Annotated in this window: 18 protein-coding genes and 1 pseudogene; 9 read left to right on the forward strand and 10 right to left on the reverse strand. The window is 73.5% G+C overall.

All coding sequences use genetic code 11. The features are described from left to right. Positions 1-9: 9 nt before the first annotated feature. The 5 genes from AC07EG_RS30080 to AC07EG_RS30100 all read right to left on the reverse strand — a co-directional run bounded on the left by AC07EG_RS30080 (position 10) and on the right by AC07EG_RS30100 (position 8,197). Complete coding sequence (locus AC07EG_RS30080) at positions 10-1,122, reverse strand: NAD(P)/FAD-dependent oxidoreductase (protein ID WP_478256589.1); 1,113 nt, start codon at positions 1,120-1,122, stop codon at positions 10-12. Further along, a complete protein-coding gene (locus AC07EG_RS30085) occupies positions 1,119-1,832 on the reverse strand; it encodes a GntR family transcriptional regulator (RefSeq protein WP_478256590.1) in 714 nt (237 codons plus the stop codon). The genes AC07EG_RS30080 and AC07EG_RS30085 overlap by 4 nt, the downstream gene beginning before the upstream one ends. A 43-nt stretch (positions 1,833-1,875) precedes the next feature. Then, a complete protein-coding gene (locus AC07EG_RS30090) occupies positions 1,876-6,084 on the reverse strand; it encodes an HAD-IC family P-type ATPase (protein ID WP_478256591.1) in 4,209 nt (1,402 codons plus the stop codon). Positions 6,085-6,138: 54 nt separating this feature from the next. Then, positions 6,139-7,584, reverse strand: a complete 1,446-nt coding sequence (rox, locus tag AC07EG_RS30095; RefSeq protein WP_478256592.1) for a rifampin monooxygenase — start codon at positions 7,582-7,584, stop codon at positions 6,139-6,141. Between the two features lie 157 nt (positions 7,585-7,741). Continuing rightward, a complete protein-coding gene (locus AC07EG_RS30100) occupies positions 7,742-8,197 on the reverse strand; it encodes an RICIN domain-containing protein (protein ID WP_478256593.1) in 456 nt (151 codons plus the stop codon). A gap of 211 nt (positions 8,198-8,408) precedes the next feature. Here AC07EG_RS30100 and AC07EG_RS30105 point away from each other — a divergent pair, with 211 nt between their 5' ends. Continuing rightward, the gene (locus tag AC07EG_RS30105) at positions 8,409-10,169 is read left to right on the forward strand and encodes a cation:proton antiporter (protein ID WP_478256594.1); all 1,761 of its coding nucleotides are present in this window, start codon (positions 8,409-8,411) and stop codon (positions 10,167-10,169) included. A 1-nt stretch (position 10,170) separates the two neighbouring features. Here the strand turns inward: AC07EG_RS30105 and AC07EG_RS30110 are convergent, their stop codons facing one another. After that, complete coding sequence (locus tag AC07EG_RS30110; protein WP_478256595.1) at positions 10,171-11,142, reverse strand: nitrilase family protein; 972 nt, start codon at positions 11,140-11,142, stop codon at positions 10,171-10,173. A gap of 70 nt (positions 11,143-11,212) precedes the next feature. On the opposite strand from AC07EG_RS30110, the gene AC07EG_RS30115 reads away from it, so the two are divergent. Continuing rightward, positions 11,213-12,070, forward strand: a complete 858-nt coding sequence (locus AC07EG_RS30115) for a LysR family transcriptional regulator (RefSeq protein WP_478256596.1) — start codon at positions 11,213-11,215, stop codon at positions 12,068-12,070. Between the two features lie 9 nt (positions 12,071-12,079). Here AC07EG_RS30115 and AC07EG_RS30120 read toward each other — a convergent pair whose 3' ends face one another. Beyond that, positions 12,080-13,564: a SulP family inorganic anion transporter gene (locus tag AC07EG_RS30120; protein ID WP_478256597.1), complete on the reverse strand. Its 1,485-nt coding sequence runs from the start codon at positions 13,562-13,564 to the stop codon at positions 12,080-12,082. Between the two features lie 262 nt (positions 13,565-13,826). Here AC07EG_RS30120 and AC07EG_RS30125 point away from each other — a divergent pair, with 262 nt between their 5' ends. Together AC07EG_RS30125 and AC07EG_RS30130 are read left to right on the forward strand one after the other, a co-directional pair. Then, entirely contained in the window at positions 13,827-16,445 is a 2,619-nt protein-coding gene (locus AC07EG_RS30125) for an arabinosyltransferase domain-containing protein (RefSeq protein WP_478256598.1), read from the forward strand. A 20-nt stretch (positions 16,446-16,465) separates the two neighbouring features. Beyond that, positions 16,466-18,061, forward strand: a complete 1,596-nt coding sequence (locus tag AC07EG_RS30130) for a peptide chain release factor 3 (protein ID WP_478256599.1) — start codon at positions 16,466-16,468, stop codon at positions 18,059-18,061. Here the strand turns inward: AC07EG_RS30130 and AC07EG_RS30135 are convergent. Both AC07EG_RS30135 and AC07EG_RS30140 read right to left on the reverse strand, forming a co-directional pair. Then, on the reverse strand, positions 18,019-18,444 hold the full coding sequence (locus tag AC07EG_RS30135; RefSeq protein WP_478256600.1) for a MerR family transcriptional regulator: 426 nt from the start codon (positions 18,442-18,444) through the stop codon (positions 18,019-18,021). The two genes, AC07EG_RS30130 and AC07EG_RS30135, sit on opposite strands and share 43 nt — an antisense overlap. Before the next feature lie 99 nt (positions 18,445-18,543). Further along, positions 18,544-19,143 carry a TetR/AcrR family transcriptional regulator gene (locus tag AC07EG_RS30140; RefSeq protein ID WP_478256601.1) on the reverse strand — a complete coding sequence of 200 codons (600 nt, stop codon included), beginning with the start codon at positions 19,141-19,143 and terminating at the stop codon, positions 18,544-18,546. A 78-nt stretch (positions 19,144-19,221) separates the two neighbouring features. Here AC07EG_RS30140 and AC07EG_RS30145 point away from each other — a divergent pair, with 78 nt between their 5' ends. After that, positions 19,222-20,376 carry an FAD-dependent oxidoreductase gene (locus tag AC07EG_RS30145; RefSeq protein WP_478256602.1) on the forward strand — a complete coding sequence of 385 codons (1,155 nt, stop codon included), beginning with the start codon at positions 19,222-19,224 and terminating at the stop codon, positions 20,374-20,376. Here AC07EG_RS30145 and AC07EG_RS30150 read toward each other — a convergent pair. Continuing rightward, positions 20,373-20,966: a hypothetical protein gene (locus AC07EG_RS30150; RefSeq protein WP_478256603.1), complete on the reverse strand. Its 594-nt coding sequence runs from the start codon at positions 20,964-20,966 to the stop codon at positions 20,373-20,375. The two genes, AC07EG_RS30145 and AC07EG_RS30150, sit on opposite strands and share 4 nt — an antisense overlap. 134 nt (positions 20,967-21,100) lie before the next feature. On the opposite strand from AC07EG_RS30150, the gene AC07EG_RS30155 reads away from it, so the two are divergent. The 4 genes and pseudogenes from AC07EG_RS30155 to AC07EG_RS30170 all read left to right on the forward strand — a co-directional run bounded on the left by AC07EG_RS30155 (position 21,101) and on the right by AC07EG_RS30170 (position 23,951). Then, entirely contained in the window at positions 21,101-22,015 is a 915-nt protein-coding gene (locus AC07EG_RS30155) for a nuclear transport factor 2 family protein (protein ID WP_478256604.1), read from the forward strand. Between the two features lie 111 nt (positions 22,016-22,126). Next, a pseudogene (locus AC07EG_RS30160) lies at positions 22,127-22,869 on the forward strand (ABC transporter ATP-binding protein). A gap of 92 nt (positions 22,870-22,961) precedes the next feature. Then, positions 22,962-23,228 carry a hypothetical protein gene (locus AC07EG_RS30165; RefSeq protein WP_478256605.1) on the forward strand — a complete coding sequence of 89 codons (267 nt, stop codon included), beginning with the start codon at positions 22,962-22,964 and terminating at the stop codon, positions 23,226-23,228. Positions 23,229-23,798: 570 nt separating this feature from the next. Continuing rightward, on the forward strand, positions 23,799-23,951 hold the full coding sequence (locus tag AC07EG_RS30170; RefSeq protein WP_478256606.1) for a hypothetical protein: 153 nt from the start codon (positions 23,799-23,801) through the stop codon (positions 23,949-23,951). The last annotated feature ends 89 nt before the right edge of the window (positions 23,952-24,040 follow it).

Here is a 24,040-nt window from a genome sequence, read left to right on the forward strand (position 1 = left end):
AGCAGCGAGCTACTGCTCCCCCAACTTCACCGGACGAGAAACCGGGGGAAGGCCAGCCCGGTCAGAGAACCGCGTAGGCCGGAACGGCTCCAGCAGGTCTTGAGGCTCATCACGGAGAACCTCAGCAGCCACCAAGCGCCCCAGCACCGGCGCCAAGGTGACACCGCCGTGGGAGACGAGGCAGTAGACGTGCGGCGAGAGGTAGCCGGCGATGGGGTTCCCGTCAGCGGGCAGCGACCGGAAGCCGACGCGCAGTTCGATGTCCGGGGTCCCGGCCTCCGGGAACAACGCGGAGAAGCGGTCGCCGAGAACCCCGGCGGCGGGCGGTCTCGCCGGATCGACGGCCGAGTTCAGGTCGAGCGCCTGCAGCACCACGCCGGGACGCAGGTTCAACCCCGGGGTGTGCACCACACAACGCAGCTCGACCCGCGGCGACCGGACGTACCCGAGCAGGCCGACGGTCGGCGAGCCCCGTCCCAGCTCGGTCACCATCGGCACCTCGAAACCGGAACCGGCGGCGAGCCCGGCGGTCCACCGGCCGGTCGCCAGCACGACCCGGTCGGCGGCCAGCACGTCACCACCGGCCAGGGTGACCGACGCTTCCGCAACGGACACGACCTCCGCGACGGACACCACGGCCCCGTGCCGGACGGCGTCCGCCACCAGGTTCTCCACGAACCGGTCCGGGCGGACGTAACCCTCGGCCGGGAAGTACGCGATCGACGACACCGGATCGGGGATGCGCAGCGCACCGGCGATCGACCGCGCCTCGGCGCGGTCCACCCAGCGCGCCGGATATCCCAAGCCCTGCAACCGTTCCACGTTCGACGCCAGCCAATCCCGGCTGCCGGCGTCGGCGAACTGCAAGCCACCGCTCGGGAAGTACGCCGGTTCGCCGGGCAGCTCCCGGGCGAGCCGCGTGTGCTCGGCCATCCCGGCCAGGTTCAGCCGGAAGTAGTCCGGGTCGGGCTTCCGGTTGGCGTTGGTCCACGCGAACGTGGTGGCACTGGTACCGGACCCCGGCCCGCGGCGATCCAGCAACAGCACTTCGGCTCCGGCAACGGAAAGGGACCGCGCGACGCTCGCACCGAGCACCCCGGCCCCGACGACGACGACCTTCATCGGACCTGCCCTCCTGGGAATTCCACGAAGAACTCCGCCGTGCCCGGGCGGAGCGTCGCGGTGACCACTTCGATGGCGGTGCCGTTCCCGGCACGCAGTTCACGCCGCCGCCTCAGCGCCGGCTCGCCGGACCGGCTGCCGAGCAGGCCGGCGTCGTGCTCGTCGAGGACCACCGGGTCCAGGTAGATCCGGATCCGGTCGATCACCACCCCCCGCGCGCGCAGGTAGGGCAGCGAAACGAACTCCGCGAGGTCCTCCTCCAGCAGCCGGGGTGCCGCGGAGAACAACACGACGTGCCGCTCGACCGCCCGCGGCTGGTCACGCGGGTCCAGCTTGCGCCGCACCAGTTCCACCACGGCTGTGTCGTCCTCGGCACCCGGCAGCGGCAGCACGGCGTCGGCGGCCCGCACGATCCGCGCGGAAAGGACCTCGTGCCTGCCCGGCACGCCCTTCTCCTGCCGGTCCGGCGACGCGTAGCTGAGCAGGTTGATCTGCTGCCGCACGTCCGCGACGAAGGTGCCCTGGCGACGGCGGCGCACGGCCAGCCCGGCGTCGGCCAGGTCGTTCAGCACCCGCTGCGCGGTCGCGCGGCTGACGCCGTACTGCGCACGCAGTTCCATCTCCGTCGGCAGCCGGTCCCCCGGGGTGAGCGTGCCCTCGTGGATCCGGCTTTCCAGGTCCAGGCGGATCGTCTCGTGCAGCGTCGGCATGAATTGACCGTACAAATGGGCAATTGCCCGGTCAATCCGCCGTTCAGCCCCTGCGCCACACCGGCAGCAGCGAGGAAGCGGCTCCGGTGGCCACCCCGGCGCCCACGCCCGCCCAGGCCACCGGGCCCAGCGGCGTGCAGCCGAAGAACTGGCTCACCCCCGGCGTCTGCACGATGCCCGCCAGCACCAGCGCCGAGCCGACCGCGGTGCCCACCACCAGCGGGCTGCGCCGCCGTCCGCGCAGGGTCTGCACCAGCTGGGTGCCGACCAGCCCGCACAACGCCATGGTGCTGGTGCGGCGCACGGTGCCGGGGGTGAACCGGCCGATCAGCCACGCCGTGGTGGCGCCGATCCCGGTGGTCACCCCGCGGCTGGTGATGTCGCGGGACAGCCCCTCACCGAGCCCGGCCGGGCCGCCGGACCCGTTGTCGTCCGGGCGCGTGACCGCCACGGCCATCGCCGGGAACAGGTCGGTGAGCAGGTTGACCAGCAGCAGTTGCCGGGTGCCCAGCGGGGAATCCCCGGACAGCGCGGTGCCCAGCACGGAGAAGCCGATCTCCCCCGCGTTGCCGCCGATCAGGATGACCACGGCGTCGGACACGCTGCGCCACAGCGCCCGGCCCTCCGCCACCGCCTCCAGCAGCACGGTCACGTCCTCGTCGGCCAGCGCCAGGTCGGCCGCGGTGCGGGCGGCGGTCGAGGACCGGGCCCGCACGCCGATGCCGACGTCCGCGGCGCGGATGGCCGCGGCGTCGTTCGCGCCGTCACCGACCATCGCGGTGACCCGGCCCGCCTCCCGCAGCGCCTCGACCACCTGCAACTTCTGCTCCGGCGCGACCCGGGCGATCACCCCGGCACCGGCCAGCAGCCGGGCCCGGCCCTCGCGGTCGAGTCCGGCGAGTTCGGTGCCGGTGACCACGGTGGTGCCGGACGGCCAGCCCAGCGAAGTGGCGATGGCACGCGCGGTGCTGGGGTGGTCGCCGGTGAGCATCACCGGGGCGATCCCGGCCTCGCGCAACCCGCTGATCAACGGCCCGGCCGTGTCGCGCAGCGTGTCCGCCAGCCCGATGAACCCGACGAACTCCAGGTCCGCCAGCACTTCGCTGTCGTCGCCGTCGAACACCGGTCCGGCGACCGGCCGCGACGCCACCGCCAGCACGCGCAGCCCCTCGTCCGCCAGCGCTTCCGCGGCCTTGGCCAGTTCCTCGGCCCCGGCGCACGCGGGCAGCACGACTTCCGGCGCGCCCTTGACCAGCAACGTGGTTCCGCCGTCGCCCGCCCGGCCGACCGTGGCCGAGTACCCGCGGTTCGCCTCGAACGGCTGTCCGTCCACTTCGGACCAGTCCGGATCCGCACCGGCCGCCTCGAGCACGGCGTGGTCGGTGGCGTGGGCGCGGACGTGGGGGTCGTCGAGCGTGCCGGGGCACGCCCTGGCCGCCGCCCGCAGCACCGGGTCGTCCGCTCCCGGTTCACGCGGCTCGCCGCCGGAATCGGTGGTCGTGACCACGCGCAGCCGGTTCTCGGTCAGCGTCCCGGTCTTGTCGAAGCACACCACGTCCAGGCGCCCCAGCGCTTCCAGTGCCCGCGGGGTGCGGACGAGGATGCCGCGGGCGGACAGCCGCCGTGCCGCCGCCCGCTGCGCCACCGTGGCCACCAGCGGCAGGCCCTCGGGCACCGCGGCCACGGCGATCGCCACGCCACCGGCGAGCGCCCGCCGCACCGGACGGCCGCGCAGCGCGGACAGCCCGGTGACCAGGGCACCACCGAGCATGGTCAGCGGCAGGGCCCGCCGGGTGAGGTCCTGCAGCCGGGCCTGGATGCCCACCGCGGCGGCGGTGCGGGTGGCCAGTTCGACCGCCCGGCCGGCCACCGTCTCGGACCCGACCGCGACCACCACCGCCGTGCACTCCCCGCTGACCACCGTGGTGCCGGCGAAGACCAGGCAGCTGCGCTCGGCCATCGGCGCGCCGGGGACCGGTTCCAGCTGCTTGGCCACCGGCAGCGACTCACCGGTCAGCGCGGATTCGTCGATTTCCACGTCGGCGCCGGTGAGCAGCCGCGCGTCGGCCGGGACGACGTCGCCGACCCGCAGTTCGATCCGGTCACCGGGTTTGAGCGCCCGTGCGTCGACGACCTTGCCGCCGACCCGGCGCGCCCGCTGGCGCTCGCCCTCCTTGAGCTTGGCCAGCGCCCGGCGGCCGCGGAACTGCTGGGTGCCGCCCACCACGGCGTTCAGCCCCATCGCCGCGGCCACCAGCAGCGCGTCCACCGGCGAACCGACCACCGCCGAAGCCACCGCGCCCAGTGCCAGCACCGGGGTCAGCGGGTCGTTCAGCTCGCCGGCGATGTCCGCGGCGAGCCCCGAGCCGAGCCGGACCGGCGCCGCCACCGGGTGCCGGGCCACCGCCCGGGCCACCGACCGCACCCGGTCCGCGGTCAGTTCCCACGGCGTCGGCGTGCGTTCCCCGTCCGCCAGCCGCTGGAGCACCTCGTCGGCGCTCAGTTCGTGCCAGGCGATCCGCGGCCGTCCCGGCGGCGGGGTGGCCACGGCCACGCGGAACGCGGCGAACGAGCCCATCGCCAGCCCGGTCAGCCCGCCGAGCGCGACGGGGTCCAGCCGGGGCACGGGCGGGAGCAGCGGGCGGCGCCTGCCGCGGCCGGACACCAGCAGCAGGCCGCTGAGCACCGCGCCGGCGGTGGCCACCCGGGTGGCGCGCCTGCTGTTCGCCCGCGCGGCCCCCGCCATCCGCAGCACCCGCCACACGCCGGCCAGCCCGGGGCGGACGATGAGGTCGGCACCCCAGAGCACCGGGGCGTCCCGATCGGCCAGCGCGACGCAGAGGTCCCCGGCGAGCAGACCGGCCACGGCGGCCGAACCCGGGCGGCAGTCCGGATCCGGCCGCCCGGCGGTCAGCACCACGCGGCCGTCGTCCTGCAGCCGTTCCACCAGCTCGGCGAAATCCTCGGTGTCCACCACGTCGTCGGCCAGTGCCGCGAACTCCCCCAGCCGTTCGCGGGCGCCCTCCCCCACGATGACCACCCGCGCCTCGGCCCGCCGGGCCGCGTCCAGCACGGCTTCGGCGTGCGGGTCCAGGCCGTGCTCCCCGTGCAGCGCCTCGGCCTGCAGTACGACGGTGTCCACTGTGTCCAGTGCCTTGAGCCGGTCGGGGTCGCGGACGATCACCCCTTCACGGGCGAACGCGGTGCCCATCGCGGTGTGGAAGGCGGTGTGCGCGTACCGGGCGGGCAGCGGGGACGCGGCGAGCACGGTTTCGGCGGCTTCCCGCGCGTTGCGGCGCAGGAGCAGGTCGGCCAGTGCCGCCAGCAGGCCACCGCTGACGGCGTTCTCGGCGTAGTCCTCCATCGGGGCCCGGACCCGCCGCTGCGGTGGCGTCACACCGAGGCTGGGCCGGTCCGGTGCGCAGAGTTCGTCGTGCACGGCGTCGAAGGCGGCGAGCCGGGCGATCGCCTCGGCCAGCTGACCCGAGCGCAGCAGCGCGTCCAGTGCCAGTTCGACCGGGTCCTGGCTGAACCCCCGCACCCCCGCGGACACCGCCGCCCGCACCAGTTCCGCGGTGTACCAGCCGAAGCGCTCGTCCAGTGCGGCGCGGACGGCCGGGTGCTCCCGGCCCGCCGACACCGCCGCCCGGACCGCTTCGTGCACCCGGCCGCTGCGCACCGCGCGCGTGCCGACGGACACCGCCAGCCCGGCCACGTCCATGCCGAGCGCCAGCGCCGCCGTGCGCACCCCGTAGGTGTCACCGGGGTGCGCCGGGGCGCAGTCCCCCGGCTCGGCCGGGGCCAGGTCGTAGGACGCGCAGTGCGCGCGCACCCAGTCGAGCACGCCGCCGGCGACCGCCTCCTCGGCCAGGTGGACCACCACGCTGCCGAGGCCGCCGTCCCAGTAGACCCCGGCGACGCCGGCGTGCCCGGCCAGTTCGGCGGCGAGCCCGGGCCCGTCCGGGCGGACGGCCTCGTCCCCCGGCCGCAGCGGCACGTGCAGCCGCCGCCCCGCCCGCCACACCGCCGTGCGGGTGCCCGCGGCGTTGCGCACCACCCTGGCGGCGCGCACGGTGGACCGGGTCGCCATCCCGGTCGCCTCGCCCACCGCCCCGGCCGTTCCCGCGGTCAGCGCCCCCACCAGCGGGCGGATCGCCCCGGTCGCCTTCCTCGCCTGCTGCGACACCAAGATCGGCCCGGTCAGCGCGAGGGTCATCCCCGCCTTGGCCAGCCCGAGCAGACTTCCGCGCACGCACACCTCCGCCGTCCCACCAGGTCCACGGGGGCGTTCCCCGGCGGGCAGCGGTCAAACGCCGGGCACCCCGTCCGGGCGAACGGGACCAAACCACCGGGGCAGCACCTCGTGCAGGCCGCGCTGGTCCGCACCGGTCCAGACCACGTGGCCGTCCGGCCGCAGCAGCACCGCCGGCACGTCGACCTCCTCGCTGACGTCGGCGACGTGGTCCACCCGGTCCGCCCAGCCGTCCACCGAGAGCAGGCCGGTCTGGTCGAGCAGCAGGCCGCGGCCACCGCGCATCAGCTCGTAGAGGCGCCCCCGCTTCAGCGGCACGTCCCGCAGCCGCCTGCCGAGCAGCGGGTGCCCTTCGCCGAAGTCGTAGCGGATGCCGGTGGCGATCACCTTCTCGATCAGGTGCCGGTTCACCTCCGCGAAGTCCATCAGCTCCGCGACCAGCCGCCGGACCGCCTGCGCGCCGGGTTCGGCGGACATCAGCTCCATCTGCGCGCGGGTGTTCTCCAGCACGTCGGCGGCCACCGGGTGCCGTTCGGTCTCGTAGGTGTCCAGCAGCCCCTCCGGCGCCCAGCCGCGCACCGCGGCGGCCAGTTTCCAGCCGAGGTTGACCGCGTCCTGCAACCCGAGGTTGAGGCCCTGGCCGCCGGTCGGCGGATGGATGTGCGCGGCGTCCCCGGCCAGGAACACCCGGCCGGCGCGGTACCGCTCGGCCTGCCGGGTGGCGTCGCCGAAGCGCGAGAGCCAGCGCGGCGAGTGCATGCCGAAGTCGGTCCCGGCCAGCGCCCGCACCCGCTGCTTCAGCTCGTCCAGGGTCGGCGGGACCGTCCGGTCCCCGGCCACCCCGCCGGCGGGGGCGACCACGCGGTACGCCCCGTCCCCGAGCGGCATGGCGCCGAACCGCTTCTGCGTCCGGCGGACCTCCGCGACCACCGCGTTCAGCTCCTCCGGCGACGCGGTCAGGTGCACCTCGCCCAGCAGCGTGTCGTGCCTGCTGGGTTCGCCGGGGAAGCCGACGCCGAGCAGCTTGCGCACCGTGCTGCGGCCACCGTCGCAGCCGGCCAGGTACCGCGCCCGCAGTCGCTCGCCGCCGGCCAGTTCGGCGGTCACCCCGGCGTCGTCCTGGCTGAGCCCGGTCACCGTGCGGCCGCGCCGGAATTCGACCCCCAGCTCGCCGGCGTGCTGGTTCAGCAGGCGTTCGACGAGGGTCTGCGGGATGCCGAGCACGTACGGGTGCGCGGTGTCCAGCCGCTCCGGCGGCGGTTTGGTGATGCCGGCGAAGAAGCCGCCCACCGGGTGCCTGGTCCCCAGTTCCAGGAACCGTTCCAGCAGCCCGCGCTGGTCCATCAGTTCGATGCTGCGCGCGTGCAGGCCGAGCGCGCGCACCACCTTGGTCGGTTCCGCCTCCTTCTCCAGTACGACCACCCGCACGCCGTGCAGCCGCAGTTCCGCGGCCAGCAGCACACCGGTCGGCCCGCCGCCGGCGACGATCACGTCGATCATGAACCGCCCATCCACTCCGAGTTCTGTGCCGGGCGGTGATTCTGCGGGACGAACCGGGTCTTGCGGCAAGCCCCGGGCTGCGCTATACGTTGGGAGTGGCAGGGAGCGGTGTTCTCCCTGCCGTTCGCCTTCCTCCGTTCAGCTGTTCCAGCAGTTTTCAGCCATTGAGGTACCAGCGCTGGTTGATGCGGTCCCAGTCGCAGGTGTGCAGGGAGAGCTGGTCGTCGTTTCCTTCGTAGGTCGCGCACAACCCGGTTTCCTCGTTCCGGAGTTGTTTCTGGTTGTGGTCGCCGCGGATGCGCCACCGCTGCCCGGGGTCGTCGCCGTTGCAGTCCGCGCCGATGATTCTGCCGTAGTGGGCGGTGACGCACAGGTCGGTGCCCGTGTTCTGGATGGTGCGGTTGCTCCAGAAGATCCACTCCTGGTTGTCGCCGCCGTGGTAGTCGGAGGTGATCGTGGGTTCGCCGTACCACCAGGTCTGCTGCCACACCCGTTCGGTGCCGTTCGCGCTCTCGATGACGTAGTCGGGCGGCTCGTCGGCGGCCGCGGGCAGGACCAGCGCGACGGGCGAAACAAGGGCGAACAGGCCGGCGATGATTTTCGGGATTTTCATCTTTTTCCTTCATTGGCGGGAAATGACCGACAACATTAGAACTCGCCCGCTCAAGGATTGGGAATAGCGCGAACACGTTGGCGCAACACAAAACACCTCCTGGGGACGAGTGGTGCGCGACGGTGACGCACGGTGGCCGACCGGCCGCACCATCGGGTGGGGCGGACGGCGGGAAAAGAAGTATTCCCGGCTTTTCCAGAACGATTCCACAGTGGACAGGGCGGTGCGCGACGGGCGCTGGTGCCCCGCGTCCGGCAAGCTGCACGGCATGCGGGAACCGGCCTTGCTCGCCGTGGTGGCGGTGCTGATCATCGTGGTGGTGTCCTACGCCGCGCCGAAGCTGCGGATCGCGGCGCCGGTGCTGCTGGTGCTCGTCGGCATCGGGTGCAGCGTGCTGCCCGGCACCCCGGAGCTGTTCGTCGAACCGGACTGGATCCTGGTCGTCGTGCTGCCGCCGATCCTGCACGCGGCGGCGGTGAACGTGCCGGTGGTGGACTTCCGCCGGGACCTGGGCACGATCGGCGCGCTCTCGGTGGTGCTGGTGGTGGTCTCCGCCTTCGGCACCGGGCTGCTGCTCCAGTGGCTCGTCCCGGACCTCGGCTTCGCCACCGCGGTCGCGCTGGGCGCGGTGATCAGCCCGCCGGACGCGGTCGCGGCGACCTCGATCGGCAAGCGCCTCGGCCTGCCACCCCGGCTGGTCACCATTCTCGAAGGCGAAGGGCTGGTCAACGACGCCACCGCGCTCGTGCTGCTGCGCACCGCGGTCGCCGCCATCGCGGGCACCGTCTCGTTCTGGGGCGCGCTCGGCGACTTCGCCTTCGCCGTGGTGGCCGGCGTCGCGGTCGGGGCGCTGGTCGGGCTGGTGTCGGTCCGGGTCCGCTCCCGGATCCGCGAGCAGCCCGTGCTCACCACGGCGATCTCGTTCGTGGTCCCGTTCCTGGCCTACCTCCCGGCGGAGGAACTGCACGCTTCGGGGGTCATCGCCGTGGTCACGGCCGGGCTGATCACCGGTCACCAGAGCGCCAAGCGCTTCACCGCCCACGACCGCATCTCCGAGCGCACCAACTGGCGGACCATCCAGCTGCTCCTGGAAAACGGCGTCTTCCTGCTGATGGGCTACGAGATCACCGCCGTCTTCGCCGACGTCCACGACTCGGGTGAGAGCGGCTGGACCGCCGTCGGCATCGGCCTGCTCGCGACGCTCGCGCTGATCCTGCTGCGGGTCGCGTTCGTCGTCCCGCTCATCGCGGCACTGCGCCGTCAGCAACGCGGTGCCGGCGAGCGCACCGGGCGGATCGAGGCCGCGCTGGCCGGGCTCACCCACCGGGGCCCTCGTCCGGGCGGGCAGCAGCGGTACGCGGCGGTGACCCGGGTGCTCCGGCGGCGCCACGCCGACGCCGCGTTCTTCGCCAGCGAAGGGCTCGGCTGGCGTGGTGGCGGGGTGCTCGCCTGGTCCGGGATGCGCGGGGTGGTCACCGTCGCCGCCGCGCAGTCGCTGCCCACCGACGTGCCGCACCGGGCCGAACTGGTGCTGATCGCCTTCACCGTCGCGATCGCCACCCTGGTCGGGCAGGGCGGCACGCTGCCGATGCTGATCAAGCTGCTCGGCGTCCAGGGCGGTGACGCCGAGCACGAACGCCGCGAACTGGCCCGCCTGGCAGGCGAGCTCCACGCGGCCACGCAGTCGCTGCTCGGCAACCCGGCGCTGCGCCGGGAGAACGGCAAGCCCTTCGACGAGGCGGTGCTCGACGGCACCCGGCGCCGCAGCCTCGCCACCGCCCAGGTCATCGACAAGATGCTCGACGAGCCCGACCCCGACAGCCCGCTCCGGCAACGACGGGAACTGCACCGCCTGCTCATCGACGCCCAGCAGAACGCCCTGCTCGATGCCCGCGCCGGCGGCACGTACGGCTCCCACACCCTCGACCGCGCGCAATCGCTGATCGACAGCGAAGCCGCCCGCTTCACGTGAGCTACGGGTTCAGTTCCACCGGCTCGGTGGCGAACCGCGCGGTTCGCGGGTCGCGTTCGATGCCGAGGGGCCGGGTGAGCAGGCCGTACAGCTCCGGGCGGCGCCCCGCCAGCCAGCGGCGGCCGGTGGACAGCGGGAGCAGCCCCAGCTCCAGGTCGGCGAGCACCAGCTCGTCGGCCGCCGCCCAGGTTTCGGCGACGATCCGGCCGTAGGGGTCGAGCACCATCGCGCCGCCGGTGCGCACCTCGTCGTCGTCCCGGCCGACGCCGTTGCTGAACACCACGAACAACCCGTTGTCGTGGGCCCGGGCGGGAAGCCAGCGCATCAGCCAGCCACGGCCGTTGGGACCGCGGAACTCGCGTTCGACCGCCTCCGGGTCGGCGTGCCGGTTCTCCCACAGTTCCAGCGGGATCGGCTTCATGCCGTGCGGGCTGCGGGAGGCGGTGCCGCCGGTCTGGTGCGGGGCCAGCAGCACCTCCGCCCCGAGCAACGCCGTGGCGCGGACGTTCTCGACCAGGTTGTTGTCCCAGCAGATCAGGGTCGCCATCCGGACCCCCCACGGCGTGTCGAACACCGTGTAGGCGTCACCGCTGGAGACGGCCGCGTGCTCGAAGGCGTGCAGCTTGCGGTGGACGTGCACGGCCCCGTCTGGCAGGCACACCGCGTAGGAGTTGTACAACGCGCCGTCCGCCGACTCCAGGAACCCGGCGCCGACCCCGATGCCGAGGCGTTCCGCCAGGTCCCGCACCGCGGTCACCAGCGGGCCGTCCGCGGGCTGGGCCAGCGCGTGCAGCCGGTCCGGCTCGTGCCGTCGCAGGTGCCAGTACCCCAGCAGGCACATCTCCGGGCACACCACCAGTTTCGCGCCCGCTTCGGCGGCTTCGCCGGCGAAGGCGGTCACCCGGGCGAGGTTGTGCTCCGGGTCGTCGGGGCGGGGTTCGAACTGCACGGTGGCGATCCGCAAGGTCTCCATGCCCTTCAGCACAGCGGACCCCGGCGGCCGCGTCCAATGAATCCCGGGGCCGTTGCCATAGCCTGCCGGAATGGATCGTCGCCTGCTCGCCTTCACCGCCATCGCCCGGCACGGCGGCTTCGGCTCGGCCGCGCAGAGCCTGCACCTGACGCAGCCGTCGCTGACCAAGCAGATCCACGCGCTGGAGCGGGAGCTGGGCGGGCGGCTGTTCACCCGGGGCAGGCACGGTGCCGCGCTGACCGCCTTCGGCCGCGCGTTGCTGCCCTCGGCCCAGGACCTGATCGCCAGCACCGAGGAGTTCCACCGCCGGGCGCGGCTGCTGGCCGCCGGGGAGACCGGGGTGCTGGCACTGGGGTTCGGGCTGTCCAGCATCGAGGTGGCCCCGCGGGCGGTGGCCGCGTTCCGGCAGCGGTACCCGCGGGTGGAGACCAGCCTGGAGGACCTGCCGTCCACCGTGCTGATCGACCGCGTGCGCAGCGGTGACCTGCACGCGGCCTTCGTCCGCCTGCCCACCGGCGCCGGGTTGCGGCAGCAGGTGCTGTGCCGCGACCGGCTGGCCATCGCCTGCCTCGGCTCCCCGCCCGCCGAACCCGCCGCCTGGCTCGCCGGGCAGCGCCTGGTGCGGCTCGCCGAGGCCAAGGGACCCGGCCTGGTCCGCCAGATCGACCGGCTGTGCACCGCGTGGGGCATCCGGCCCGGCACCGCCGGGCAGACCCACGACCTGCAGACCGTGCTCGCCATGGTGGCCGCCGGGATCGGCCCGGCGCTGGTGCCCGCCAGCGCCGCCGCCATCGCGCCCGCCGCGATCACCCTGACCCCGCTGGACCACCCGGCCGCGGCCTGGGAGGTCGGCCTGGCCACCAGCCCGGCGCACCAGGCCGCCGTCACCACCAACTTCCTGGCGGTGGTGCGGGACCTGCGGTGGTGACCGCCCGCGTCACCCGGCGGTCAGTTCACCGGTCAGCCTGCGGTGCATCGTGGCGCTGTGCTCGTTCAGGCCGGTGATCTCCACGGTCTTGCCGCGGGCGGCGTACTTGGTGGTGATCGCGTCGAGGGCGGCGACGGTGGAGGCGTCCCAGATGTGCGCACCCGAGAGGTCGATGACCACCGCGCCCGGATCGTTCGCGTAGTCGAACCGGTGCACCAGGTCGTTGCTGGAGGCGAAGAACAGCTCGCCGGTCACCGCGTAGACGACCCGCTCGCCGCCGGGGCCGGTGGTGGCGGTCACCTCGACCAGGTGCGCCACCCGCCGGGCGAAGATGACCATCGCGGTGATCACGCCGGCCACCACCCCGATGGCCAGGTTGCCGGTGGCCACCACCACCGCGACGGTGACCACCATGACGACGATCTCCCCGGCGGGCATCCGCTTCAGCGTGGCCGGGGCGACGCTGTGCCAGTCGAAGGTGCCCACGGCCACCAGCACCATCACCGCGACCAGCACGGCCATCGGGATGTCGGAGACGACCGGGCCGAAGACCAGGCACAGCACCATCAGGAAGGCACCGGCCAGGAAGGTGGACAGCCGGGTCCGCGCCCCGGCCACCCGGACGTTGATCATGGTCTGGCCGATCATCGCGCAGCCGCCCATGCCGCCGAAGAAGCCGGTGACCACGTTGGCCACACCCTGGCCGATCGCCTCGCGGGTCTGGTTCGAGCGGGTGTCGGTGAGGTCGTCGACCAGTTTGGCGGTCATCAGCGACTCCATCAGCCCGACCAGCGCGAACGCCAGCGCGTACGGTGCGATCAGGGTCAGCGTGGCCGGGGTGAACGGCACGTCCGGCACCCCGGGCACCGGCAACGACGACGGCAGCGCGCCCTTGTCCCCCACCGTCGGCACGGCGATGCCCGCGGCCACGGTCAGCGCGGTGAGCACCACGATGGACACCAGCGGCGCCGGAACCGCCTTGGTGAGCCCGGGGAAGAACACCGTGATCGCCAGCCCCGCGGCGAACAGCGGGTAGACCGGCCACGGCACGTCGACCAGTTCGGGCACCTGCGCCAGGAAGATCAGGATCGCCAGCGCGTTGACGAAGCCCACCATCACGCTGCGCGGCACGAACCGCATCAGCCGCGCCACCCCGAGCGAGCCCAGCACGACCTGGAACACCCCGCCCAGCACGACCGTGGCGACGAGGTGGCCGAAACCGTGCTCGCGGGCCAGCGGCGCGACGACCAGCGCGATCGCCCCGGTGGCCGCGGAGATCATCGCCGGGCGCCCGCCGACGACGGAGATCACCACCGCCATGGTGAACGAGGCGAACAACCCCACGCCGGGATCGACGCCCGCGATGATCGAGAACGAGATCGCCTCCGGGATCAACGCCAGCGCCACCACCAGACCGGCCAGCACTTCGGTGCGGACGACCTTCGGCGACCACCGGGACGGGCGCGCGGAAAACGGGGAAGACGGACTCGGCACGGATGACTACCTGACTCACTCGGGCACCGGTGGCGCGATCAACTCTCACGTTACGTTAGATCAACCCCACCCCGATCGGGTCAGCGGCACCGCGGACCGCGGCCCAGATCACGCACGGATATCCGAGGTGGCCCCAAGAACCCCCGGAAGGGTGAGACGGGGGCGCCACGGACATCACCGGAACGGAAACCGTGTCGAACCCTGCCCTAACGTGAATGTTGGTCAGGATGGGAGGGCAGCCGGAAGCGGGGAGGTACGGTCGGTGGGCAGCCCGTCGGTCGCGGTGCCGGAGGCGGACCACGCGGTGGTGGTGCGGCCGGTCCGGCCGGCGCCCGGGCCGTCGCGGTGGTGGCTCGCGCTCCCCCTGGTCACCCTCGTGCTGGCGCTCGCCATTCCGTTCGCGCCGGTCCGCGCCGAGCAGGTCGAGGTGCGGTGGCCGGAGGCGGGCAGGCCCGCCGGGTCGGCGGTGGCGATGTTCCTGCCGTACCGGCCGTTGTCCCTGGACGTGGCGGTGCCGTGTGCGGCGGTCGCCTCGGCCGCGCCCGGCACCACCACGGCCTTCGCCACCTTCCCCGCTGACGCCGCCGAAGCCCGCCGGCTGGGGCTGGCGCTGGAAATCCGGGAGCGGCAACTGGTCGCCGTCACCGCGGACCGCGAGCACCCGCTCGGACCGGTCCCGGCGGGCGACTGCGTGTACCGGGTGCACGCCGAAGGCGGCGAACTGCGCGTCCTTCTCGATGGACGAGAACTGCTGCGCACGGACGCGCTGGTCCCGCACGTCGTCGCGTTCGTCACCGACCTGCCCCCGGGCGCGGCGGTGTCGGCCCGCGCGCAGGCCGACGCCCGGTTCCAGACCCACCCCACCCCGTTGAAAGCCGGGCTGATGGTGGCGTTCGCGGTCGGTGCGCTCGGCTGCGTCGTCGCCGGGTTCCGGCTCTTCGGGCGGGCGCGGGGGAACCCGGCGCCACGCCTGCCCCGGCGGGCGGACGCCGCGTGGACCGCGCTGGTCGGTGCCGGGATCGCCGCCTGGGGCGTGCTCGCACCGCAGACCGTGGACGACGGCTGGTTCCTCGGCATGCACCGGAACCTGGCCGAAGCCGGGTTCGCCGGTGACTACTACATGGCGCTCAACGCCGCCGAAACCCCGGCGGTCCTGCTGCAGTACCTGTTCGCGCCGCTGTTCCAGCTCGGCTGGGCACCGCTGCTCACCCGGGTGCCCGCCCTGCTGGCCGGCTTCGCGGTGTGGTTGCTGCTGCTCGGCGTCACCCGGCTGCTGCGCCGGTGCACCACCGCGCCCCGGGTGCCCACCGCCCTGCTCGCCGCCGCCTTCTTCGCGGTGTGGACGTCCAGCGGCGTCGGCCTGCGCCCCGAGCCGTTCGTCGTGCTGTGCACCGGGATCAGCGCGTACACCGCGGTCCGGGCCCGGCTGACCGGTCAACCCGGGTGGCTGGTCGCCGGCGGGCTCGCGGCCGGTGCCTGCTTCGCGGTGACCTCGACCGGCATGCTGGCGCTGCTCCCGCTGCTGCTCGGCCTGCTGGTCACCGCGGGCCGGTCGCTCGGGGGGCCGCGCACGCTGCTGTTGCTGGGGCTGGTCGCCGCCGCCGTCGCGGTGGCGTCCCCGCTGGTGTTCCTGAACTCCGGCATCGGCGGTTTCGCCGACTCCGCGGGGGCCCGCTACTGGTACGGCGCCGCGCAGAGCTGGTACGGCGAGTTCAACCGCTACCAGATGCTGCTCGGCGGGGTCGGCAACGACTTCGCCTTCGAGCAGCACCCCGCCCGCCGCCTGCCGGTGCTGCTGGGCATCGCGCTGCTGCTGCTCGTGGTGGTGCTCAGCCCGCGGCACCAGCGGCACACCTTCTCCGGGGTGTTCGGCTGGCCGTTCGCCTGGCTCGGCCTCGGCCTGGCCGCCCTGCTGCTGACCCCGACCAAGATCGCCTCGCACTTCTCCGCGCTGGACTTCTTCTCCGCGCTGGTCATCGCCAACGGCCTGGCCGGGCTGCCCCGCGCCTTCGCCCGCGAACGCGCGGGCTGGGTGATCCGGCTGTCCGCGTTGTTCGGCCTCACCGTGGTGCTCAGCCTGGTCTGGTACGGGCCGAACTCGTGGTGGGGTTACCACCGCTTCGGCATGCCGTGGCTGGACCAGCGGCTGGCCGGTGGGGTGCCGGCGAACCCGCTGGTGCTGCTGCTGGCCGGCGGCGCGGTCGCGGCGGTGCTCCTGCTCCGGTTGCGGCGGCGCGGCACCACGATCCCCGACGAGCAGCCGTGGCCCACCCGGCTGGCGGGCTGGGCGGCGCTGGCCATCGCCGGGGGATCGGTGGCGCTGATGCCGGTGGTGGTGCTCGGCCTGCACGGCAAGGCCGCGCTCAACCAGTACCGGGCCGGTTCGTGGTCCACCGCGCAGGCGAACCTCGAATCGCTGACCGGGGACAGCTGCGGGGCCGCCGACGCGGTGCGGCTGGCCGACGGCAGCACGCTGCGCGAGCGGATCGGCCGCACCGAGGGCCCGGTGCTGGCCGACTGGCCGATCTCGGTCTGGTACCCGTGCGCCCGGCTGCCCGCCCTCGCCGACGGCCTGGTCGAACCACCCGGACTGCTGCTGCGCCCACCCGCCCACCTGGCCCACCACGGCGAGCTGACCCGCAGCCTCCGGCCCCACGGCGGCGGCTTCGCCGGGCTGGGCCCGGTGGCGACCTTCCACGAGGTCCCGGCGGCCCTGCCGGGGCACGCCGATCCGGCGGCCTGGGGCGCGTTGTTCGAGGTCCGGTACCGCTACCCCACCGACGGCTTCGGCACGCGGGTCACCACGGTGACCCGGCCGGGCTGGTGGCGCGGGCCCACCTACGCCAGTGAGGACTACACCGGGCAGCACGCGCCCGCCTGAGCACCGCGTTAGGGTGGGCCGTGCTTTCGATCAGTGACCCGGCGGCCGTGGCCGCCGAGGCGGCCCGCCGCCGCACCTTCGCGGTGATCAGCCACCCCGACGCGGGCAAGTCCACCCTGACCGAGGCGCTGGCCCTGCACGCGCGGGTGATCTCCGAGGCGGGTGCGGTGCACGGCAAGGCCGGGCGGCGCGGGGTGACCTCGGACTGGATGGAGATGGAGCGCGCCCGCGGCATCTCGATCACCTCGGCGGCCCTGCAGTTCGCCTACCGGGACGCGGTGATCAACCTGCTGGACACCCCCGGCCACGCCGACTTCTCCGAGGACACCTACCGCGTGCTGTCCGCGGTGGACTCGGCGGTGATGCTGCTGGACGCGGCGAAGGGCCTGGAACCGCAGACGCTGAAGCTGTTCGAGGTCTGCCGCCACCGCGGCATCCCGGTGATCACCTTCATCAACAAGTGGGACCGCCCCGGCCGCCACGCCCTGGACCTCTGCGACGAGCTGACCGACCGGATCGGCCTGCAGCCCATGCCGCTGACCTGGCCGGTCGGCGCCGCCGGGCACCTGCGCGGGGTGCTGGACCTGACCACCGGCGAACTGGTGCGCTACCACCAGGAGAACGACGACGCCGGCTCGGACGACGACCGCCTCGCCCCGGGCGAAGCCGAAGCCGCCGCCGGGAGCGACTGGCGGCAGGCCCGCGAAGAGGCCGAGCTGCTGCAGGCCTCCGGCGGTGGTTTCGACGAGGACCGGTTCCACGCCGCCACGGCGACACCGGTGCTCTTCGGCGCCGCCGTGCGCAACTTCGGCGTCCGGCGCCTGCTCGACCTGCTCGTCGAACTGGCGCCGGAGCCCAGCGCGCGGCCGGACGCCGACGGGGTGCCGCGGCCGCTGGACGATCCGTTCTCCGCGTTCGTGTTCAAGGTGCAGACCGGGATGGACCCCGCGCACCGGGACCAGGTCGCCTTCGCCAGGGTCTGCTCCGGGGTGTTCGAACGGGGCATGGTGGTGACCAACGCCTGCACCGGGAAACCGTTCGCCACCAAGTACGCCCAGCAGGTGTTCGGCCAGCAGCGGACCACTTTGGACACTGCGTACCCCGGCGACGTGATCGGCCTGGTCAACGCGACCGCGTTGCGCGTCGGCGACACGCTGCACGCGGGCAAGCCGGCGGTCCGGTTCCCCGGCCTGCCCAGCTTCGCCCCCGCCCACTTCGCCGTCGCGCGGCCGACCGACCTCAGCCGCGCCAAGCAGTTCCGCCGCGGTGTCGAGCAGCTCGGCGCCGAGGGGGTGGTGCAGGTGCTCACCTCGGACCTGCGCGGGGACGCGGCACCGGTGTTCGCCGCGGTCGGCCCGATGCAGTTCGACGTGGCCTCGCACCGGATGGAGCTGGAGTTCGGTTCGCCGATCCGGCTCGATCACCTGGAGTACCACGCCGTGCGGCGGCTCGGGGACCCCAGCCAGCGGCCCATCGTCGACGCCGGGCGCCGCAGCGAGGTGCTCACCCGCCGGGACGGGGCCGAGCTGGCCGTGTTCGCCGAGGAGTTCGACGTCCGCACGATGCTGCGGGGTCACCCCGAACTGGCGCTGGAACCCCTGCTGGCCGAGGGCTGATCCGCGCGCTTGCGCGCCAGCGCCAGGTGCGAGCGCAGCAACGCGGCGAACTCCTCGGCGATGATCAGCTTGGCCCGCAGGTCCTGGCACGCCTTCTCGGCGGACTCGCTGAACTGGACCAGCCGCGCGTCGTTGTGCTCGGACTGCGGTTCGCCGGGGTCGAGGATGCCGAGCAGTTCACGCATCTCCTCGAGTTGGAAGCCCAGCGGTTTCATCCGCTTGATCAGCTGCAGCCGGTCGATGTCGGGTTCGGTGTAGAGGCGGAACCCGCCCTGGCTGCGGGCGCTGGGCACGACGAGCCCGACTTCCTCGTAGTAGCGGATCGTGCGCAGGGAGAGCCCGGTGCGCACGGCCACCTCGCCGATCTGCATCCGCTCGCCCACACCGACGTCCTTTCCGCTCCCCGCGAAGACCACGGTAGTACACCGGACCACGAGCACCGATCGTCCACAGCGTTCCGGCTCCGCTCACCGGAGCCTTGCTCAGCCGCGTGCCGCCGGGGTGAAACCGCCCGCGAGCGCGGCGATCACCTGCCGCAGGCGGGGGTGGACGTCCGATTCGGACTCGGCGGTGAGCGCGATGCGCTGGAGCACCCCGACCAGGGCGAGCGCCAGCGCCGCGGGATCGGCGCCCGCGGTGACGCGGCCGAGCCGCTGCTCCTCGGCGAGGTAGGTGGTGGCGGCGGCTTCCAGGGCGTCGAGCCCGGCGGCCTGCTCGCCGAGCACTTCGCGGGTGAGCCCGGTCAGCCGCGGCCGGGCCACCAGGAGGCGGGCCAGTGCCAGCACGGTCACCGGCGGCACCGGCAACAGGGCGTCGCCGAGGTTCCCGGCGACGCTGCCGGTGCCCGCCCGCCCCGGCAGGGCGGCGGCTCCGGCGGAGATCAGGAAGCTGCGGTCGACGGCGTAGGCGGCCAGGAAGTCGTCGAAATCCGCGAAGTGCGCGTACAGCAGGCCGTTCGCCACACCGGCTTCCCCGGTGACCGCGCGACCGCTGAGCTTGGCGGCGCCGTCCCGCAGGATCACGCGTTCGACGGCGGCGAACAGGTGCTGCCGGACCTCCGGAATGGCAACCCCTCTTGGCACGCGGGCCAGTCTACCTTGCACCCAGGATGAACATGTGCTCATACTGAGTTTGAACACATGCTCATTCTAGGAGGTCCAGTGCACGGGAACGGACGGGTCGTGGTCGCCGGGGCGGGCATCGCCGGACTGGCGGCCGCACTACGGCTGCGGCGAGCGGGCTGGGAGGTGCTCGTGGTGGAACGCGCCCCGGGCCGCCGCAGCAGCGGTTACCTGGTCAACCTGCTGGGCCTCGGTTACGACGCCGCGGAACGGCTGGGCCTGCTGCCCGCGCTGCGGGAGCGGGACCTCGGGGTGTTCACCTCGATCCTGGTGCGGGCCGACGGCAGCACCAAGTTCACCGTGCCCGCCGAAATCGCGCAGGCTTCGGTCGGCGCTCGGGCGCTCACGGTGTTCCGCGGTGACCTGGAAACCGTGTTGTACGAGGCGGTGCCGCCGGACGTGGTGATCCGCTTCGGCACCACCGTCCGGGAGATCGACCAGGACGCCGACGGCGTGCGGCTCACGTTGAGCGACGGCACGACCGAGCAGGCCGAACTGCTCGTCGGCGCCGACGGACTGCACTCCGGCACCCGGGAACTGGTGTTCGGCAAGGGTGCCGAGGTGGACCTGGAGCACATGGTGGCCGCGTTCCCGCTCGACGGCGTTCCGGCGGGCGTGCCGCCGAACTCGGGCACCACGTTCATCGGCCCCGGACGCACCGCGGCGGTGATGAACCTGGGGCCCGGGCGGTCGTGCGCGTTCTTCACCCACCGCACCGAAGACCCGCAAGCCGAACTGGCACTGGGTCCGGCAGGCGCGCTGGCCGGGGCGTTCGGCGATCTGGGCGGTGCCGTGCCGGACGCGCTGCGCCAGGTGGGCGCCTCGGCCTACTTCGACAGCGTCAGCCAGGTGGTCACCGACCGCTGGAGCCGCGGCCGGGTGGTGCTGCTGGGAGACGCGGCCTGGTGCGTGACGCTGTTCGCGGGTTACGGCGCCGCCCTCGCCCTCGCGGGCGCCGACCACCTCGTCACCACCCTCGACCAGCACGACGACCTCCCCGCGGCACTGGCCGAATGGGAAGCCTCCCTGCGCCCCGAAGTCGGCAAGCGGCAAGCCTTGGCGCGGCGGGGCATCAGCCGGTTCGCACCGGCTGGCCGGGCGCAGGTCTGGGTGCAGGACCTGACCATGCGCGCCATGCGCCTGCCCGGCCTGCGCAACCTGGTGCTGCGCTCCATCGAACGCGCGAACCGCTAGCTCGGGGTGAATTCGGGCAGCGCGGCGAACTCCGGATCGACGGTGATGGTTCCGGCGCTGCGGGCGAACCACGCCCGGACCCGGGACAGCGGGTGCTCGGGGAACTGTTCGTCCCACACCGGGTCGTCACCGCGGTGGTAGGGCAGCCTGCCGCGCAGGGCCGGGTCGTAGGGGTGCGGCAGCAACCAGTCCGGCGGCAGGCCCAGCTGGACGCTGAGCTGGGCCTCGCGCATACCGGTGATGCCGCGTTCCTCGGCGTAGTAGGTCAGCACCGCGTGCGCGCTCGCCTTCGCCAGGTGGAGGCTCGCCGAGAACGCCTGTCCCGTCGGCGCGTTCGAATGCGGGAACTTGGCCAGTTGGTACACCGCGGTCAGGCCGCCGACGGGCACCGGCTTCGCTTCGATCAGGCAGCCCGCCTCGCGGTGGCGGTGCGCCAGGCTGCGGCGCATCGACTCGACGTCCTCCAGCCAGAACGGCTCGGCCGGCGGTCCGCCGTGGTACCGGACGGTGATGCGGTCCCCGTTGTGCGGGTCCTGCCAGGTGTTCTCGTCCACGCGCTGGAATCCGGTCGCGTCGAAGTCGGTGATCACGGACCTCGGACGTGGCGCGCCGGGCAGGCGGTTCCCGGCAGTTCGGCGCGGAACCGATTACCTCGGGCGTAATCGACAGCACGCCCCCTCGGCGGCGAAGGTGATCAAGTCACCGAAGAACGTTGGAGGACTTGATGAAACTGCTGAAGTCGCTGGGTGTGCTGGCCGGGGTCGCGGCGATGCTGGGGGCGGGGGTGACCACCGCGTCGGCCGGGGCAGGGGTTCCGGCGAACGCCCAGGCGTTCATCGACCGGCAGACCCGGTTCGGCGCGATGGCCACCGGTCCCGAGCGGATCGACCTGTACGCGAACGAGATCTTCGACGAGCACGCCACGCTCTGGGAGGCCGCGGGCACGGTGATCCAGGGCCGGGAAGCCATCCGCGCGGCGATCACGGGCACGCTGACGAAGCTGCCGTCGTTCCGGATGTACCCGACGCGGGTCGCGGTGGAGGGGAACGTGGTGCTGTACGGCGCGCACAACGAAGTCGAGATCCACGGCGAGACGGTGACCTACCCGGCGATCTACCGCGTGGTGCTCGGGGACGACGGGAAGGTGATCCAGGGGCGGCGCTACTACGACCGCTACACCTGGTTCAGCGGCCTGGAGCCGTCGCTGGAGAACCTGTTCGAGGGCATCCGGGACGCCGGGCCGGGCCCGGTCACCGGTTCGCTGGACCTCCAGGCCAGACTCGCGGCCTGGAACAACCGCGACGCCGGAGCACTGGTCGGCGCCACCGGCAAGGCCCCGCTCACCGGCACCGGCCTCGGCGGCGGCAGCCTGCGCACCCAGGGCGGCAAACTCGCCTACCTGCGGCGGTTCTTCGAGAAGGCCGAAACCGTGCAGCTGCGCCCCGGCCAGACCGTGCACGCCGACGGCGCCACGCACCAGGAGTGGTACGGCACCATCACCACGCCGGACCGCCCCACCCCGACCTCGTTCGGCATCATCGAACGCTTCGACCGCCGCACCGGCTGGACCCTCACCTTCGACACCCTCCCCCTCATCACCACCCCCGACGAAGCCGCCCGGCTCTACACCCTGCTCTGACCCGGCCCACTCGGGTAGGGCAAACCCCACTCCCCACGGTGGCGCACCCCATGGTCGCCGCACCTGCCCGCTCGTAGCGTCGGGGCAACAAGCGGCAGAGGGGGGTTCGCGATGACCGACCGGGCGGCACTCCGGCTCGACGGGGTGAGCAAAACCCACGGCACCGCGGGAAATCCGGTGCACGCGCTGCGCGAGGTCTCCCTCGCGCTGCGCGCCGGGACGTTCACCGCGGTGATGGGGCCGTCCGGTTCCGGCAAGAGCACGCTGCTGCACTGCGCCGCCGGTCTCGACGCACCGGCCGCCGGCCGGGTGCTGGTCCACGGCGGCGAAACGGCGATGACGAAGTTCCGCCGGTCCCGGATCGGCTTCGTCTTCCAGCAGTTCAACCTGCTGCCCACGCTGACCGTCCGGCAGAACACCACGCTGCCGCTGCGCCTGGCCGGCCGGAAGATCGACCACGAGTACGTGCGCGAGGTGCTGGAGCGCACCGGGCTCGGCGAGCGCACCGGCCACCGGCCCGCCGAACTGTCCGGCGGCCAGCAGCAGCGCGTCGCGATCGCGCGGGCGCCGGTCACCCGGCCGCAGCTGCTCTTCGCCGACGAACCGACCGGCGCACTGGACACGCACAGCGCCCGCGAGGTGCTGGCGCTGCCGGCCGATGCGGTGCGCACGCTGGGCCAGACCGTGGTGGTGACGCACGACCCGGTCGCCGCGGCCACGCCGATGCCGTGGTCTTCCTGGCCGACGGCCGGATCGTGGACCGGCTGGACCGGCCGTCCGCGCGGGTCGTGGCCGAACGGCTGGCGCACCTGGGCGCACGCACCCCCCACCCGGCGGCCGCGGTGGGTGGGTGAGCCGTGTTCGGACTCGCCCTGCGCTCGCTGCGCCACCGCCCCGGCGTTTCGCGGCCGGCTTCGTCGCGTTGTTCCTCGGCGCGTTCATCCTGATGACCTTCGCGTCCATGTTGGACACCGGGCTGGTGCCCGGCGTCGACGAGACCTCGGCGACCACGCTGCGGCTGGTGGCCGCGGTGGTCGGCGGCTGGGTTCTGGTCATCGTCGCCTTCGCCGTCGGTTCCGCGCTGACCCTGCTGGTGCGCCAGCGGAACCGGGAATGGCGCTGCTGCGCAGCCTCCGGGCGACTCCGGCGCAGACGGTGCTGCTGGTGGCCGGCGAGGCGGCGGTGGTCGCGGTCGTCGCCGGGCTGCTGGTGATCGTGCCGTCGGTGTTCGGCGGGGAACTGCTGCTGCGGCTGCTCATCGGCACCGGTCCGCTCACCGCGGGCATCGAGCACCGGTTCGGCGGGCTCGGGCTCGGCATCGGCCTCACGTTCACCGCGGCCGTGCTGGCCGCCGTCGTGGCGGCGCGCCGCACGGCCGTGGTGCCGGCCCGGCAGGCGGCGCTGGCGGTGACCGGCAACCCGCGGATGAGCCGCAAGCGCGTGGTGACCGTGGTGCTGGTGCTGGTGGCCGGGCTGAGCTGCGCCGGGCTGACCGCCACCGTGTTCGACGGCGGTGGCCTCGAGGTGATGGCGATCGCCGGCCAGGCGGTGATCCTGTGCTCGATCGGCCTCGCGATGCTCTCCCCGGCCCTGGCCGGGGCGGTGGTGGCGGTGCTGGGCGGTCCGGTGCGGGCGCTGACCGGCGTCGGCGGTTACCCGACCGTGCTGACCGCCCAGCAGCGCACGCGCCAGTTCGCCGACGGCCTGGTCGCGGTGATCCTGTTCACCGGCATCGCCACCGGCACGCCGGAGCATCGAGACGCTGAACTTCGTGGTGGTCGGCATGATCGCGCTGTTCACCGCGGTGATGCTGGTCAACACCCTGGCCGCGGCGATGAGCCACCGCCGCGCGAGTTCGGCGGGCAGGGCCTGGCCGGGGCGACACCACCGCAGGTGCTCGGCATGGTCGGCGTGGAGGGCGGGCTGCTGGCGGTGACCGGCATCCTGTTCGGCTCGCTGGCCGCGGTGGCCGCGATCGTGCCGTACAGCCTGCTGCGGACCGGATCGGTGGTACCGGACGAGAGC

The organism is Amycolatopsis sp. NPDC045836 (assembly GCF_056431745.1).

What these genes read in the sequence shown, in the direction of transcription:
- AC07EG_RS30155 (WP_478256604.1), top strand. Translation starts at nt 21,101, where the DNA reads ATGAAACTGCTGAAGTCGCTGGGTGTGCTGGCCGGGGTCGCGGCGATG.
- AC07EG_RS30080 (WP_478256589.1), bottom strand. Translation starts at nt 1,122, where the DNA reads ATGAAGGTCGTCGTCGTCGGGGCCGGGGTGCTCGGTGCGAGCGTCGCG.
- rox (WP_478256592.1), bottom strand. Translation starts at nt 7,584, where the DNA reads ATGATCGACGTGATCGTCGCCGGCGGCGGGCCGACCGGTGTGCTGCTG.
- AC07EG_RS30100 (WP_478256593.1), bottom strand. Translation starts at nt 8,197, where the DNA reads ATGAAAATCCCGAAAATCATCGCCGGCCTGTTCGCCCTTGTTTCGCCC.
- AC07EG_RS30165 (WP_478256605.1), top strand. Translation starts at nt 22,962, where the DNA reads ATGACCTTCGCGTCCATGTTGGACACCGGGCTGGTGCCCGGCGTCGAC.
- AC07EG_RS30115 (WP_478256596.1), top strand. Translation starts at nt 11,213, where the DNA reads ATGGATCGTCGCCTGCTCGCCTTCACCGCCATCGCCCGGCACGGCGGC.
- AC07EG_RS30110 (WP_478256595.1), bottom strand. Translation starts at nt 11,142, where the DNA reads ATGGAGACCTTGCGGATCGCCACCGTGCAGTTCGAACCCCGCCCCGAC.
- AC07EG_RS30170 (WP_478256606.1), top strand. Translation starts at nt 23,799, where the DNA reads ATGATCGCGCTGTTCACCGCGGTGATGCTGGTCAACACCCTGGCCGCG.
- AC07EG_RS30085 (WP_478256590.1), bottom strand. Translation starts at nt 1,832, where the DNA reads ATGCCGACGCTGCACGAGACGATCCGCCTGGACCTGGAAAGCCGGATC.